Raw genomic sequence first — 14,658 nt, 5'->3', positions numbered from 1 at the left:
CGCAGGGGATTAGTGTGCCCATGGCCCGCCCCGGTTCCCCGGGGCGGGCCCTATTTCATGGCTGCATTCCTCAGGATTTCAGGCCGCGCTTCCTCAGCAGGGCCTCCACCCGGGGATCCCGTCCCCGGAAATCCCGGTACAGCTGGGCCGGATCCGCGGTCTGGCCCTTTTCCAGCACCTTGGTGCGGAAGGCCTGGGCGGTGGCGGGATCGTACAGGTTCCCCTTCTCCTTGAAGGCGAGGAAGGCGTCGCTGTCGAGCACCGCGCTCCAGATGTAGGCGTAGTAGCCGGCGCTGTACCCGTTTCCGCCGCCCCAGATGTGATTGAAGAAGGCGGTGCGGTAGCGCAGGGGGATTTCCGGCAGGAGGCCCCACTTCTCCATGCTGGCCTTCTCGAAGGCATCGGCGTCCCGCGGGGCGTCGTCGGCGAGGGTGTGCCAGTCCATGTCCAGGAGCGCGGCCGCCATGTATTCGGTGGTGGCGAAGCCTTCGCCGAAGGTGCGGGACTTCTTGATGCGGTCGCCCAGGGCTGCGGGGATCACTTCCCCGGTCTTCCAGTGGCGGGCGTAGGTCCTGAGCACCTCGGGCTCCATGGCCCAGTTCTCCATGATCTGGCTGGGCAGTTCCACGAAGTCCCGGGGCGCGCCGCCCAGGCCCCGGTACTGGCCCGCGTAGAAAAGGCCGTGCAGGGCGTGGCCGAACTCGTGGAAGAGGGTGCGCACCTCGTCGGGGGTGAGCAGGGCGGGGGCGTCCCCGGCGGGGCGGGAGAGGTTGGCCACGTTGGTGGTGATGGCGGGCACCGCGTGGCGGTCCCGCCCGGGGCGCAGGCTCCCGCACCAGGCGCCGCCGCGCTTCCCGGGGCGCGGGTGGTAGTCGGTGTAGAGGAGGCCCAGGTGCCGCCCATCCTTCTCCTTCACCTCGAAGACCCGCACCTCCGGGTGGTACACGGGCACGTCCTTGACCTCGGTGAAGGTGATGCCGTAGAGCCGCGTGGCCAGCCCGAAGGCCCCGCCGCGCACGCTGTCCAGGCTGAAATAGGGCTTCAGGGCGGCCTCGTCCAGGTCGTACTTCGCCCGGCGCACCTTCTCCTGGTAGTACCGCCAGTCCCAGGACTCCAGCTTGGCGGCGGGGAGCTCCTTGGCCATGGCGGCCTGGAGCTCGGCGCGCTCCTCCCTGGCCTTGGCCAGGGAGGCCTCCCACACGGGCTTCAGGAGCCCGTAGGCGCCCGCGGGCGTCCGGGCCATGTTCTCCTCCAGGATGTAGTCGGCCCAGGTGGGGTAGCCCAGGAGCTTCGCCTTCTGCACCCGCAGGGAGGCCATGCGGCTGGCCAGTTCGCGGGTGTCGGTCTCTCCGGCGCGGCAGCGCTCCAGGTAGCCCGTGAGGAGCTGCCGGCGCAGGTCGCGGTTGTCGGCGTACTGCAGGAAGGGCCAGATGCTGGGCCCGTCCAGGGTGAAGACCCAGGTGCCGCCCCTCGCCGCGGCGTCCCGCACCCCCTGGGGCAGCCCGGCCAGGTCCTCGGGCCTCGTCACCACCAGTTTGAAGTCCTTGGTGGCCTTCAGCATGCGATCCCCGAACTGCACGCCCAGGCGGGACAGCTCGGCGTTGAGGGCCCGCATGCGGACCTTGCCGGCCTCGTCCAGGTCCGCCCCGGCCCTCAGGAAGCCCCGGCGGCGGTCCTCCAGGAGCCGCAGCTGCTCCTTGTCCAGCCCCGTGCGGTTCTCCCACACGGCCTTCACGCGGCGCCAGAGCCGGGGGTCGAGGTTGATGGCGTCGTAGTGCGCGGCGCGCAGGGGCGCCAGCTCGCGGTTGACGGCCTGCAGCTTCGGGTTGGTCTCGGCGCCGGAGAGGGCGCCGAAGACCAGGGAGACCCGTTCCAGGAGCTGCCCCGAGCGCTCCAGGGCCTCCACGGTGTTGGCGAAGGTGGGCGCGTCGGGAGAGGTGGCGATGGCCTCGATTTCGGCCCGGTGGCGGGCCATGCCCTCCTTGAAGGCCGGAAGGAAGTGCTCGTCCCGGATGTCGGCGAAGGGCGGGACCCCGTGGGGCGTCTTCCACTCGGCGAAGAAGGGGTTGGCCGTCTGGGCCTGGGCGCAGAGGGACACGGCGGCGAGAAGCAGGGGGGTGCGCATGGTGGGCCTCGGGGAATAAGCCATCATATTGCGAGGGTGGCCCGGGCGGAAGCCGGTTCTTCGGGGGGAAGGGCGCAGGCAACATTTCATGATTTATAATTGGAAATAACTCTTAGAATCGGGTCGGAACGACCCAATAAGCCAACTCCTCCCCAAGGGCGCCACCATGACCGAACCCACACCGGACCTGCGGGCCGAGGCCGAGAAGGGGCTGGCCACGGCCCAGGTGACCCTGGGCCGCCACTATGCCACCGGCACGGGCGTGCCCCGGGACGGGGCGGAGGCCCTGCTGTGGTGGCGCCGGGCCGCGGAGCTGGGTTCCCAGGAGGCCCAGTACCTGCTGGGCCACTGCGCCAGCGTCGGGGAATTCGGGCCCCGGGATCCCGCCCAGGCCCTGGCCTGGTTCCGCAAGGCCGCCGACCACGGCAGCACCGAGGCCCAGCTCCAGCTGGTGCGCATCTTCGAGGAAGGCGACGGCGTCCCCCCGGATTTCGCCCAGGCCCTGGCCTGGATGCGCCGGGCGGCGGAGAACGGGGACGAGCGCACCCAGCTGCGCCTGGCCCACCTCTACGAGGACGGCGACCGGATCCCCCGGGACCTGACGGAGGCCGTGCGCTGGTACCGCATCGCCGCGGACTGGGGCAGCCGCAGGGCCCAGTTCGTCACCGCCTTCAACCTCAAGAACGGCATCGGCCTGGCCAAGGACGAGGGGGAGGCCGCCCAGCGCTTCCGCGCCGCCTCGGACGCCGGGGACCCCCTGGCCACCTACTACCTGGGGGTGTGCTACCTGCGTGGCCTGGGCATGCCCCTGGACGAAGGGGCGGCCCAGGAGCTGTTCCTCCTTTCCGCCCACGGGGGCTGCAGCGCCGCCCAGGTCATCCTGGATATCCAGAATCCCTGGGGGGAACACTACACCGGCGGCGACGCGCCCGGCTCCGCCGCCTGGTACCGCCGCGCCGCCCTGTGGGGGGATCCCGAAGCCCAGTTCCACCTGGGCTACAGCCACCACCACGGCCTGTGCTTCGACGAGGACGAGCGCATCCCCCAGGACCAGGCCGAGGCCTACGTGTGGATCGCCCTGGCCGCGGAAAACGGCGCGCGGTTCGCGGCCGACCACAAGGACCTGGTGGCCCGGCACCTTTCGGCCGAGGAGGTGGAACGGGCCCACGAGCGCCTGCACCTGGTCAAGGAGGAGATCCTGGCCCTCAGGCGCCTTCTGTGATCACTCCGCCTCGCCGGGGCCGGCCAGGGTGCCCGCCACCGCGGCCAGCAGGACGGCCTCCTCGATGGGTTTGGCCAGGACCCGGCTGACGCCCAGCTTCAGGAGGCCGGCTTCCATGTCCTCGTCCCGGAAGGCGGTGAGGATGAGGATGGGGGATCCGGGGCGGGCCTTCTGGGCCATGCGGGCCAGGGAGGTACCGTTGCAGCCGGGCATCTGGAAGTCGCTGATGATCAGGTCCGGGGCGCTGGCGTTGACGTGGTCCGGCACCTCCATGGCCGAAAGGGGCACCCACTCCTCCACCTCGTGGCCGGCCCGCTCCAGGCACCGACGCAGGTAGAGGCGCATCATCCGGCTGTCGTCGACCACGAGAATTTTCGCCACCCGTCAAGGATACACGGCTCCCGGATTCCGGGGAGCGTGGTAGGGTGTCTGCATCCGTCCGCAAGGAACGCTAGCGAGGCAACCCCGTGATGTCTGAACTGCGTAAATTCGTCGCGCCGGAATTCCTGTTTGGGCTGGACGCCCGGAAGCTCCTGGGGCGCTATGCCCGGAACCTGGGGGCCCGCCGGGTGCTGCTGGTGTCCGACCCCGGGGTGGATGCGGCCGGTTGGACGAACGAGGCGGCGGGCTTCCTCCAGGAGGAGGGCCTGGAGGTCACGCGCTACCTGGACGTCTCCCCCAACCCCCGCTCCGGCGAGGTGGCCGGCGGCGTCGCCGTGTACCGTTCCAGCGGCAGCGACCTCATCGCCGCCGTGGGGGGCGGCAGCGCCATGGACTGCGCCAAGGGCATCGGCATCGTGGCCACCAACGGCGGTTCCATCCTGGACTACGAGGGCGTGGACGAGGTGCGGATCCCCATGCCGCCCCTCCTGTGCGTGCCCACCACCGCCGGCTCCTCCGCGGACGTTTCCCAGTTCGCCATCATCAACGACGCGGACGAACGGGTGAAGATCGCCATCATCAGCAAGGCCGTGGTGCCCGATGTGGCGCTCATCGATCCCCGCACCCTCCTGACCCTGAACCCCTTCCTCACGGCCTGCACCGGGCTGGACGCCCTGGTGCACGCCATCGAGGCCTTCGTCTCCAACGCCAACTCCGCCGTCACGGACGTGCACGCCCTGGAGGCCATGCGCCTGGTGGCCGCCCACCTGGAGGCCTCCGTGGGGGAACCGGAGGACCTGGAGCGCCGCACCTGCATCATGCAGGCCAGCCTCCACGCGGGCCTGGCCTTTTCCAACGCGAGCCTGGGGGCCGTGCATGCCATGGCCCACAGCCTGGGCGGCTTCAAGGACCTGCCCCACGGGGAGTGCAACGCCCTGCTGCTGGCCCACGTCATCGACTTCAACTTCCCCGCGGCCCCCGAGCGTTTCCGGCGGGTGGCCGAAGCCCTGGGCGCCCACCCCAGGGGCCTCCCGGATGCGCAGGTGCGAAGCGCGCTGGTGGACCGGATCCTGGCCCTGCGCACCGCCTGCGGCATCAAGGGCGGACTGGCCTCCCGGGGGATCAGCGCCGGGGACGCGCCCCACCTGGCCTCCAAGGCCTTCGACGATCCCTGCGTCGCCACCAATCCCCGGGAGCCCTCCCCCGGCGACCTGGAGGCCCTTTTCCTGGAGGCCCTCTGATGACCCCCCGCCTGGGCCGCGAAGCCATGCGGGAACGCATCATCGGCCTGGGCGAGGAATCCGGCCGCAAGAGCTTCTACCCGGAACTGCAGGAGCGCCTCCACCAGCTGGAGGAGGTGCGGGAGCGCCTGCGGGTGTCCCAGGAGAACCTGCTTTCCGTGTTCAACAGCCTCCACGACGCCGTCCTCATCCACGACCGCCGGGGGACCGTCCTGGAGGCCAACCAGTCCGCCACCGTGATGTTCGGCCTCTCCCGGGAGGCCCTGTGCGGCCTGGGCGTGGGGAGCCTCAGCCTTCCCGACCCCGACCAGGGCGGGACCGAGGTGCAGCTGCCCGCGATGCTGGCCCGCATGGACCGGGAGGGGTTCGCCGTCTTCGAAATGAGGGCGGTGCAGCCCGGGGGCGGCCCGCCCTTCGACGTGGAAGTGTCCGTCAAGCCCGCCACCTGGTACGGCCAGGACGCCGTCGCCGCCGTGGTGCGGGACATCACCGGGCGCAAGCAGGCCGAATCGATCCTGCGCCAGGCCCAGAAGCTGGATTCCCTGGGTCAGCTGGCCGGCGGCGTGGCCCACGACACCAACAACATGCTGAGCGTCATCATCGGCTATTCGGACCTGCTCCTGGAGGATCCGGCCTTTGCGGAGGGGCCGGCCCGCCAGCATCTGGCCCAGATCCGCAAGGCGGCCACCCACTCCAGCGACCTTACGCGCCAGCTGTTGGCCTTCGCGCGAAAGCAGACCATCCAGCCCCGGCCGGTGGACATGAATGCCCTGGTGGACGAGACCCAGGCCATGCTCCGCCGCCTCATCGGCGAGAACCATTCCCTGGTGTGGAAGCCCACCACCTCCCTGGGGTCCGTGTGGATCGACCCCTCCCAGGTGAGCCAGGTGCTGGTGAACCTGGTGGTCAACGCCCGGGACGCCATCACCGGGACCGGTTCGATCCTCCTGGAGACCGGCAACCAGGAGGTGGACGAGGCCTACGCCCAGACCCACCTGGACGCCCGGCCCGGGGACTACGTGGTGCTCTCGGTCACGGATTCGGGCCGGGGCATGGACCCGGAGATCGTGGCCCACATCTTCGAACCCTTCTTCACCACCAAGGAGGTGGGGAAGGGCACCGGCCTGGGCCTGGCCATGGTGTACGGCATCGTTCGCCAGAACGGGGGCTTCGTTTCGGTGTACACGGCCCCCGGGCGGGGTTCCACCTTCCGCCTGCACTTCCCGCGCTTCGAGTACCCCGCGGACGGGTCCTTCCGGGAGGGCGGCGAGGCGCCCGTCCCCTGCGGCTGGGAGACCGTGATGCTGGTGGAGGACGAGGAGGCCCTCCTGGAACTGGGCACGAAGGTGCTGGAGGACGCCGGCTACCGGGTGCTCGCCTTCCTCCGCCCCGCCCTGGCCCTGGCCTTCCTGGCCCGGGAGGACCAGGAGATCCACGCCCTGGTCACGGACATGGTGATGCCCGGCATGGGCGGGCTGGATTTCAGCCGCCTGATGCTCAAGCACCGGCCCCTGGCCAAGGTGCTCTTCATGTCCGGCTATCCCCTGGAGGCCGCCTCCGGCCGGGGGGAACTGCCCGCCGGCGTCCAGTTCCTCCAGAAGCCGTTCAGCCGGAGGGACCTCTTGGAAAAACTCCGCGCCGCCCTGGACGGGTGAATTTAAGGTGACCTTGGCCGCTCCCAATGTATCATTTCTCAAGAGGACGGATCATTGCACACGGATTTATCCAAGGCCCTGTTACTTTTCATCGATGACGACCGGCTCCAGCGGAAACTGTTCCCGGAAGTCCTGGAACCCCTGGGCGCCGAGATCCTGACGGCCGCCAACGCGGAAAACGCCATGGATATCCTCTCGGACCGCAGGCCGGGCCTCATCCTGTGCGACGCGGTCATGCCCGTCACCGACGGCTTCCAGTTCTGCCGGCGCCTCAAGGACGACCCCGCCACCCGGGATCTGCCCTTCGCCATCATCACCTCCCTGTCCCGGAACGTGACCGAGCGCAGCCTGGAGGCGGGCGCCGACGACTGCTTCCTGAAGCGGGGAAGCGAGGACCTCCTGCGCCTGCGGGTGCGGGAGCTGCTGGGGATCGCCGGCGGGGGCTTCGGCATCTCCGAACCCCTGGAGGCCTTCGCCGGCGCCCGGGTGGTGGCCGCCTCGGACTCGCCCCTGCTGCTGAGCCAGATCTCCCTGCAGGTGGCCCCCGCGGGAATCCACCTGGACACCTGCGCCACGGCGGGCGAGCTCCTGGACCGGCTGGACGGGCCGCCCCCGGCGCTGCTGGTGGTGGATGCCTCCCTGTCCAACGGCCAGCTCCGGGAGATCATCGCCAGCGTGCGAAGCCAGCCCACCTGGGCCGGCGTCCCCATCCTGGCCGTGGTGGACAAGGGCGAGGAGCCCGAGCCGGGGATCCCCGTGGACGACTGGATCACCAAACCCCTGGATGGCCGTGAGGCCCGGCGGCGCATCACCATGGGCCTGCGTTTCGGCAAGGCGGGGGCCAGGCGCTGAATGGATCTTTTCCCGGCCGGTGACAGGTTGGTCTGGCCCCTCAGACGGGAACGGCCAGAGTTCCAAGGCTGATCCCCTTCATCCTGTTCATCCGATTCATCCCTGTTCCCGCAGGGCCAGCGATGAGATGGGGCGGCGCGCAGGTGATCTGCATGCGCCGACCCATCCCAGCCCTGGCCCTGCGGGAACAGGGATGAATCGGATGAAAAGGATGAAGGGGATGAGCATGCCTCCAAGGTGGGCGGCAGGTGCTTGATTCCTTGTAATGGTCGTCCCGGTTGCTTCCCTGCAAATGGGGTTTTCGTATTCGACAGGTGAATCCCGACGCGTTGCCCCGGTCAAAGACGGGGTGGGTCGGAACGTTGAGCTAGGGCCGGGCCGCTTCGGCGGCCATGCGCTCGAATTCCGGATCCCCCCGCAGGGAACGCAGCTGGGGCTCCTGGCGCAAGGAGCCCAGCCAATCGGGCTTCCCGTCCACCTTCACGGCCCGGGCCAGGTATCCCAGGGCCTGCGCCTTCCGGCCCAGTTCCGCTTCGATGCGGGCCAGGGCGAGGAGGATGCCCGCCACCCCCGGGTGCCGGTCGCCCAGGGCGGGGGCCGTGAGGGCCAGGCCCCGCAGGTAGAGGGGTTCGGCCGCCGCGAAATTGCCCCGGTCCATGTACAGCTCCCCCAGGTGCGTGAGCGGGCCGGCGAGACTGGGGTGGGTCGCGCCCAGGGCCTTCTCCCCCACGGCGATGCTGGCGCGGTACCGGGCGATGGCCTCGGGGTCCCGGCCCAGGGCGTGGCAGAGGGCGCCCAGGGTGCTGAGGGTGCGCGCCACTTCGGGATGGCCGGGTCCCAGGGTCTTTTCCTGGATGGCCAGGGCCCGCAGGATGAGCGGCTCGGCCTCCCTGGGGCGGCCCGCCTGCTGCAGGGTGGTGCCCAGGTTGGAGAGGGTGGCGGCCACGCTGGGGTGGCTTGGCCCCTGGACCTTCTCGCCCACGGCGAGGCTCCTGCGGAGGTAGGCTTCGGCCTCGGCGTACTTCCCCAGCTTCCGGTCGAGGATGCCCAGGTTCAGGAGGGCCAGGGCCACATCCGGGTGGTCGGAGCCCCGGGTCGCCTCCTCGATGGCGAGGTTGCGCAGGAAGAGCGGCTCGGCTTCCGCGTACTTCCCCTGCTGCCAGAGGAGGCTGGCGAGGTTGTTGAGGGCGGTGGCCACCTCCCCGTGCCGGGGGCCCAGGAGGCCCTCCTTGGTGCGCAGGCTCTGGCGGTAGAGCGGTTCGGCCAGGTCGTACTTGCCCTGGCTGTAGTAGATGCCCCCGAGGTTGCCCTGGGTGGTGGCCACCGCCAGGGAACCCGCCCCCAGGCGCTGGGTGCGGATGGCCAGGCACCGCTGGAAGTGCGCGGCGCCCTGATCGAAGGCGCCTTCCTTGAGCTCCAGCATGCCCAGGTCGTTCAGGCTCTCGGCCACCTTCAGGTCGGTGGGGGGCAGGGTGCGCTCGCGGATGGCCAGGGCTTCCATGAGGAGGGGCCGGGCCTGGGGATAGAGACCCATCTCGTAGTACACCATGCCCATGGTGTCCATGAGCTGGGCGCGCACCTGGGGCTGATTCACCAGTTCGCCGGTGATGTCCCGGGCGCCCTTGTCCAGCAGTTCCCGGGCCGTGACGGTGTTGCCCCGGGCCTCCCCGGGGTCCGAAACCTTGAAGAGCCCCGTGAGGAAATCCGCGACCCGACGGGTGGCCTCGGCCTCTTCGCGGGTGGCCCGCTCGGCCCGCCGGGCCCGCAAGGTCTGGATGGTCATGCCCCCGCTGAAGAGCCCCATCACGGCCAAGGCCGCGGCCACCAGCGCCTTCCGGCGGCGCCGGCCGGGCTTGCCCTGGATCCAGAGGATCCGCTCCAGCGCATCCGCCGAGGAGGGCCGGGCCGCGGGGGCGAACGCGGTGAGGCGCCGGATCAGGGCCGCCACGTCCGCATCGATGCCCGCCACCGGCAGGGTGCGGCCCTCCCGGGCCCGTTCCAGCAGCTCCGCGGACTCCAGCCCCTTGGGGTAGGGCCTGTGGCCCGTGAAGAGCTCCTGCAGCACCAGGCCCAGGGAATAGAGGTCGCTGGCGGCCTGGGCCATTTCCCCCCGGGCCTGCTCGGGGCTCATGTAGGCCAGGGTGCCGATGATCGAACCCTGGGAGGTCAAGCTGGTGGAACGGCCGGGGGCGGCCCCCGTGCCGGCGGTGATCTCCTCGGGGTCCCCGGCGGGCGCCGAGGCCGGCCGGGTGAGGCCGTCCTCGAAGCCGGGCAGGGGAAGCTGGACGCCGGGTTCGGCCCGGGGCGGTTCCGGGCCCTCCTCCTGCAGCCGGGAAATGCCGAAATCCAGGATCTTCACCTGGTTCCCGGGCGTGATGAGGATGTTCTCGGGCTTGAGGTCCCGGTGGATGATGCCCTTCTCATGGGCCGCCAGGAGGGCCTCGGCGATCTGCCGGGCGATGGCCAGCTTCTGCCGGAAGGCCAGGCTGCGCTTCATGGCCCTGGCCAGGCTCTGGCCCTCGATGAGCTCCAGCACCAGCACCTCCCGCCCGGCCGAGGAGAGGTAGTCGAAGATCTGGCAGATGTTGGGGTGGGCCACCTGGGAGAGGACCCGGGCCTCCCGCAGGAAGCGCTGCTGGCTTTCCGTGCCGGGGTGGAGGTCGGAGCGGAGGACCTTGAGGGCCACCCGCCGGTCCAACCGCTCGTCAACCCCCACGTACACATCCCCCATCCCGCCTTGTCCCAACAGTTCCAGGACGCGGAAGGCGCCGATTTTTTCTCCCGAAAGGCTGGTCATGGAAGGGAACTCCACCGTGGGGGGCTGTTGACGGATCCTCCCCAGGGTAGCAGGTCCGGCCCTTCAGCCCTTGAGGAAGGCCGCCACGGAATCCGCCATGGGGGTGGTGGCGCGGCCCAGGAGCCGGCTCAGCTGGCGTCCCTCGTCCAGCAGGGCGCCCTTGGCCGCCCCCGCGTCGGAATCCGCAAGCAGCGCGGCCAGGCCTTCGGGAAGGCCCGCGCCCACCAGCACGGCCTTGAATTCGGCTTCGGGCAGGTCCTGGTACGCCACGGGCTTGCCCGACTGCCGGGCGATCTCGGCCGCCAGGTCCGTGAGTGTGTAGGGGATGTCCCCCGCCAGCTCATAGGTTTTTCCCGCCTGGTCCTCCCGGAGCAGGACGGCCGCCGCGGCCGCGGCGTAGTCCGCCCGGGCCGCCGAGGCGATGCGCCCCGCGCCCGCGCTGCCCAGGAAGGCCCCGTGGGCCAGGGCGGAGGGGATGCTGGCCGTGTAGTTCTCGGTGTACCAGCCGTTGCGCAGCAGCACGAAGGGCAGGCCCGAGGCCTTCAGGTGGGCTTCGGTTTCCACGTGCTCCGGGGCCAGGCCCAGGGGCGACTGGGGGGCATGGAGGAGGCTGGTGTAGGCCACCAGCTTCACGCCCGCCGCGCGGGCGGCATCGATGACGGCCTTGTGCTGGGGCGTCCTGCGGCCCACTTCGCTGGAGGAGATGAGGAGCAGCTTGTCCACCCCCGCCAGGGCAGCGGCCAGGGTCCCGGGACGCTCGTAGTCGAAGGGGCGGGCCTGGACGCCCAGGTCCCGCACGGATTCGGGCTTTCGCGCCAGGGCGACGATCCCGGAAGCGGGGATCGACCGGAGGAGCTGCTGGATGACGAGGCGGCCCAGCTGGCCGGAGGCACCGGTAATGGCGATCATGAGGTCTCCTTGTAACCTTGGGGGTTACGCATTGGGTTAAAAAAAAGGCTCAGGACGCCCGGGTCTTGACGTCCTTCACCAGGTGGGCGAGGGTGGTGCGGCCCAGTTCGGCCTCCAGGGCCGCCTGGGCCGCGGCGTAGATGCCCTCCAGGGCGGACTGGATGGTGCGGCCCACGGGGCACTGGGGGTTGGGTCCCGCCGTGTGCAGGGCGAAGAGGGATCCGCCTTCCACCGCCCGATGGATGTCCCGGAGGGTCACCTTGCCCGGCGCCCGCAGCAGCTGCCATCCGCCCCCGGGCCCGCCCTGGGAGCCCACGAGCCCCGCCTCCCGCAACCGGGCCAGGAGGCGCCGGATGACCACGGGGTTGGTGTTGACGCTGCCGGCGATGAACTCGGACGTGAGGGGCTCCGGACCGCAGAAGGCCAGGAGGGTGAGGATGTGGATGGCGATGGTGGTGCGGGAGCTGGTGGTCATCGGGTTCCGATCTGTAACAATATTGGTTACGTATTCGCCGCCCGTCAAGGGACAATTGCATATACTTGAAGTCCCCTCCTTTGAGGGGCATCGGAACCCCCTTGACCCCATTCGCCCCCCAGCCCGAGCTTCGCGACGAAGGAACCATCCGGGCCTACCTGGAGGAGCTGGCGCGCCTGAAGGCGCCGGTGCAGTTCTGGCTTCCCGTGAACGGGGCCCTGCCCTTCGACACCTCGCTGGAGCAGGTGGGGCGGACCGCCTTCTCCACCACCACGACGCCCCTGCTGGAGCCGGGCCAGACCCTGCGCATGGCCTTCATGCTGGACGCGAGGCGCTTCACCGCGCTGACCCGGGCCGAGGGCACGGGGATCTTCGGGATCCCGTCCAGCCTCGCCCAGGGCGAGCGCAGGAGCCTTCCCCGGGCGGCCTTCGGGCGGGGGGAGCGGGCGGAAGTCTTCGCGGTGGAATTCCTTTCCGGACCCTTCCCCTGGGGGAGGACCCTGCAGGGCCGGCTCCTGGACCTGAGTCCCCGGGGCCTGCGGCTTTCCCTGGACGAATTCGATTCCCTCGGGGGGCCCGTGAAGGAACTGAAGCCCGGCGACCGCTTCCAGGCGGTGCGCGTTTCGGGCCTGCCCCACATGCCGCCCATCCAGGGCACGGGCACCCTGGTGCACCTCACGGGCCGGGACGGCGGCATGATCCTGGAGGGGCTCTCCCCGATCGATGTCCAGAACCTCGAGCGCATCCTCGCCCCGCGCCTTCCGCCCTCCTTCGGCCAGGGCTTTCCCGACCGCAAGCCCCGCACCGACCCCGCCGACGTCCCGGGAGCCCCGACCCCCACCCGCGTCAAGGCCAGGCCCGCCGAAGTGGTGGAGCGCCCCCTGGAACGGCCCGCCCCCGAACCCGAGCCCCGGCCCCAGATCAACGCGGCCCTGCGCCTGCGCAAGGCCTCCAAGCGGATCCTCCTCCTCTCCACCACCGGCTCCACCCACGCCCTGGCCCAGGCCTTCCGGGAGGACGGCTTCCGCCAGGTGCACGAGGCCCGGTCCTTCCAGGAGGCCCGCACCCTGGCCGCGTCCCCGCGCGTGGACCTGGTGCTCCTGGACAACACCATGGGCGGCCACTGGGCCAAGGACATGATGCGGCTCCTGCGCGGCCAGGGCCTCCTGGTGGATACGCCCGTCATCCTGGTGGTGGAGTACCGCAACACCTTCGCCTGGGACGTGGCCGAGGCCCTGGGGGCCTGCCACATCCACGAACGGCGGGAGTCCTACCAGGACCTGGTGCCCGTGGTGGAACGGAGGCTCTTCAGTCCGCGGTGAAGTCCAGGCGGAAGAGGGCGCCCTGTCCGGGCCAGCCCTGGGCCGTGACCTTGCCCCCGTGCTTGCCCATCACCCGCTTGACGATGGAAAGGCCGATGCCATGGCCCGGGATCCGGGGATCCGAATGGAGCCGCTGGAAGGGCCGGAACAGGGTTTCCGCCTGGGCCGCCTCGAAGCCGATGCCGTTGTCCCGGATCTCGATGGCGGTGCCGGCGCCGTCCCCCCGGCGCACCGTGATCTCCGCCGGGGCCCGGCCCAGGGTGTACTTCCAGGCGTTGCCCAGGAGGTTCTCCAGGGCGATGCGGATGAGGTTGGGGTCCCCCAGCACGGTGAGTTCCGGTTCGATGTGCCAGCGCACGTCCCGGTGCGGTTCCTTCTCCCGCAGATTGAGGAACACCAGGTGCGCGTGGTGGGAGACGTCCACCCGCTCCACCACCGGCAGGCGGCCCGAAATGAGGGCCAGTTCCTGGAGTCCCGCCAGCAGCTGCTGCATGCGGTCCGCCCCGGCGCGCAGCAGATCCAGATGGCGCAGGAGGTCGGGGCGATCCGCGCCGATGTGCGCCTGGAGGTTATCCATGCCCAGCAGCAGCCCCGTCAGGGGGGACTTGAGGTCGTGGGTGACCATGCGATTGAAGGACTCCAGGTCCTCGATGGTCTGCATGAGGCGGGCGGTGCGGCCCTGGATCTGCTCGTCCAGGCTCCGGTTCAGGGCCCGCAGCCGGGCCTGGCGGGTTTCCAGGTCCCTGCGGGATCCGACCAGGCGCCCGGTGAAGGCCAGGCCCGCGGCCGCCCCCAGCCCCAGGCCCAGGTACCCGCGAACGGGGCGGCCCTTGGCCAGGGCCCAGGCGGACGTCGCCAGGCCCAGGCCCGCCAGCAGGACCAGGAGGCCATCCAGCCTCGGCCTGGACCGCAGGATCGGGGGACGCTGCGCGGAGGGTTCTTCCATGGGGTTCACGGATGGGTTCACGACCATGGCACCAGAAAGGCCCCGGCAACGCAATGGAAAGGTGGGAAGGGGCCCTCATTGCCCCCGGGGGGCGGGCCGGATGGACGTGAAGGCCTCCTGCTCCTTGGGAACCAGCAGATCCTCCAGGAAGAACGCGGACAGTTCCGCCCGCCCCAGCAGGCCGCCCTTCTTGTAGATGCCCTGGGCCTGCTGGCGGACCGTCGCCTCCCGGGTTTCCCGCAGGGCCCCGATTTCCCGGGTGGACAGCCCCTTGAGCAGCAGCAGGGCGATTTCCCGCTCCGCGGGGCTCAGGCCCCACCGGTCGAACTGCTGATCGATGGCCTGGGACAGCCCGCGCAGGAGCTCCGAGGCCTCCCCCTGCCAGCGCCGGGCCTCGTCCCGGGAAGCGGCCAGGTCTCCGGCCAGGCGCCGCACCTCCGCGCGCTGGGACCGCAGGGCCAGCACCACCCACGCCGCCGCCCCCAGGGCGGCCACGGCCCCGATCCCCTCCACCAGGAGGTGCATGAGGCCGGTGGCATGCTGGGCCCGGTCCGTGGCCAGATCCACCCCCAGGAGCAGGGCCATGGCGAGAAGCACCGCCGCCAGCAGGGCGGGAGGACGCCATCCCCCATCCGTTCGATGCGCGCCCGTGGCCAATCCATTCATGGTTTTCCCCGCTTTCCGCCCTTTGCCGGATGGTGCGCCGGGGTCTCAGGCCCCAGGCTTCGGGTTG

12 protein-coding genes are annotated in these 14,658 nt (G+C 70.5%); 5 read left to right on the top strand and 7 right to left on the bottom strand.

Translation table 11 applies throughout. The annotated features are described in order from the left end of the window. Positions 1-70: 70 nt before the first annotated feature. On the bottom strand, positions 71-2,125 hold the full coding sequence (locus tag R2J76_RS14135) for a M3 family metallopeptidase (RefSeq protein ID WP_316412277.1): 2,055 nt from the start codon (positions 2,123-2,125) through the stop codon (positions 71-73). Positions 2,126-2,291: 166 nt separating this feature from the next. Here R2J76_RS14135 and R2J76_RS14130 point away from each other — a divergent pair, with 166 nt between their 5' ends. Beyond that, the gene (locus R2J76_RS14130) at positions 2,292-3,347 is read left to right on the top strand and encodes an SEL1-like repeat protein (RefSeq protein ID WP_316412276.1); all 1,056 of its coding nucleotides are present in this window, start codon (positions 2,292-2,294) and stop codon (positions 3,345-3,347) included. Here the strand turns inward: R2J76_RS14130 and R2J76_RS14125 are convergent, their stop codons facing one another. Further along, positions 3,348-3,713 (bottom strand): response regulator, encoded by a 366-nt coding sequence (locus R2J76_RS14125; RefSeq protein ID WP_316412275.1) that lies wholly within the window; start codon positions 3,711-3,713, stop codon positions 3,348-3,350. Between the two features lie 104 nt (positions 3,714-3,817). Between R2J76_RS14125 and ercA the strand changes: the two genes are divergently transcribed. Genes ercA through R2J76_RS14110 form a run of 3 tightly spaced genes read left to right on the top strand, consistent with a single transcriptional unit; the run spans position 3,818 to position 7,476 of the window. Beyond that, positions 3,818-4,969, top strand: coding sequence for an alcohol dehydrogenase-like regulatory protein ErcA (gene ercA / locus R2J76_RS14120; RefSeq protein ID WP_316412274.1), 1,152 nt, complete (start codon positions 3,818-3,820; stop codon positions 4,967-4,969). Next, positions 4,969-6,624, top strand: coding sequence for a hybrid sensor histidine kinase/response regulator (locus R2J76_RS14115; RefSeq protein ID WP_316412273.1), 1,656 nt, complete (start codon positions 4,969-4,971; stop codon positions 6,622-6,624). The genes ercA and R2J76_RS14115 overlap by 1 nt, the downstream gene beginning before the upstream one ends. 54 nt (positions 6,625-6,678) lie before the next feature. Further along, positions 6,679-7,476: a response regulator gene (locus tag R2J76_RS14110; RefSeq protein WP_316412272.1), complete on the top strand. Its 798-nt coding sequence runs from the start codon at positions 6,679-6,681 to the stop codon at positions 7,474-7,476. Between the two features lie 367 nt (positions 7,477-7,843). On the opposite strand, the gene R2J76_RS14105 is transcribed toward R2J76_RS14110, so the two are convergent. From R2J76_RS14105 to R2J76_RS14095, 3 genes are all read right to left on the bottom strand, one after another. Then, positions 7,844-10,273: a serine/threonine-protein kinase gene (locus R2J76_RS14105; RefSeq protein WP_316412271.1), complete on the bottom strand. Its 2,430-nt coding sequence runs from the start codon at positions 10,271-10,273 to the stop codon at positions 7,844-7,846. Positions 10,274-10,336: 63 nt separating this feature from the next. Then, complete coding sequence (locus tag R2J76_RS14100; protein WP_316412270.1) at positions 10,337-11,182, bottom strand: SDR family oxidoreductase; 846 nt, start codon at positions 11,180-11,182, stop codon at positions 10,337-10,339. A gap of 49 nt (positions 11,183-11,231) precedes the next feature. Beyond that, a complete protein-coding gene (locus tag R2J76_RS14095; protein ID WP_316412269.1) occupies positions 11,232-11,657 on the bottom strand; it encodes an Rrf2 family transcriptional regulator in 426 nt (141 codons plus the stop codon). A gap of 101 nt (positions 11,658-11,758) precedes the next feature. Here R2J76_RS14095 and R2J76_RS14090 point away from each other — a divergent pair, with 101 nt between their 5' ends. Beyond that, positions 11,759-12,979 (top strand): hypothetical protein, encoded by a 1,221-nt coding sequence (locus tag R2J76_RS14090; RefSeq protein ID WP_316412268.1) that lies wholly within the window; start codon positions 11,759-11,761, stop codon positions 12,977-12,979. Here R2J76_RS14090 and R2J76_RS14085 read toward each other — a convergent pair. Next, positions 12,966-13,946 carry a sensor histidine kinase gene (locus tag R2J76_RS14085; RefSeq protein WP_316412267.1) on the bottom strand — a complete coding sequence of 327 codons (981 nt, stop codon included), beginning with the start codon at positions 13,944-13,946 and terminating at the stop codon, positions 12,966-12,968. The genes R2J76_RS14090 and R2J76_RS14085 overlap by 14 nt on opposite strands. A gap of 54 nt (positions 13,947-14,000) precedes the next feature. Further along, positions 14,001-14,591 (bottom strand): helix-turn-helix transcriptional regulator, encoded by a 591-nt coding sequence (locus tag R2J76_RS14080; RefSeq protein ID WP_316412266.1) that lies wholly within the window; start codon positions 14,589-14,591, stop codon positions 14,001-14,003. Positions 14,592-14,658: the final 67 nt, after the last annotated feature.

The organism is Mesoterricola silvestris (assembly GCF_030295405.1).
GTDB classification, from domain to species: domain Bacteria; phylum Acidobacteriota; class Holophagae; order Holophagales; family Holophagaceae; genus Mesoterricola; species Mesoterricola silvestris.
This window is presented reverse-complemented; position numbering and strand designations above follow the sequence as displayed.

Bases quoted from the DNA above. Each gene is read 5' to 3' on its own strand.
- R2J76_RS14135 (WP_316412277.1), bottom strand. From the start codon at position 2,125: ATGCGCACCCCCCTGCTTCTCGCCGCCGTGTCCCTCTGCGCCCAGGCC.
- R2J76_RS14130 (WP_316412276.1), top strand. From the start codon at position 2,292: ATGACCGAACCCACACCGGACCTGCGGGCCGAGGCCGAGAAGGGGCTG.
- ercA (WP_316412274.1), top strand. From the start codon at position 3,818: ATGTCTGAACTGCGTAAATTCGTCGCGCCGGAATTCCTGTTTGGGCTG.
- R2J76_RS14115 (WP_316412273.1), top strand. From the start codon at position 4,969: ATGACCCCCCGCCTGGGCCGCGAAGCCATGCGGGAACGCATCATCGGC.
- R2J76_RS14105 (WP_316412271.1), bottom strand. From the start codon at position 10,273: ATGACCAGCCTTTCGGGAGAAAAAATCGGCGCCTTCCGCGTCCTGGAA.
- R2J76_RS14100 (WP_316412270.1), bottom strand. From the start codon at position 11,182: ATGATCGCCATTACCGGTGCCTCCGGCCAGCTGGGCCGCCTCGTCATC.
- R2J76_RS14095 (WP_316412269.1), bottom strand. From the start codon at position 11,657: ATGACCACCAGCTCCCGCACCACCATCGCCATCCACATCCTCACCCTC.
- R2J76_RS14080 (WP_316412266.1), bottom strand. From the start codon at position 14,591: ATGAATGGATTGGCCACGGGCGCGCATCGAACGGATGGGGGATGGCGT.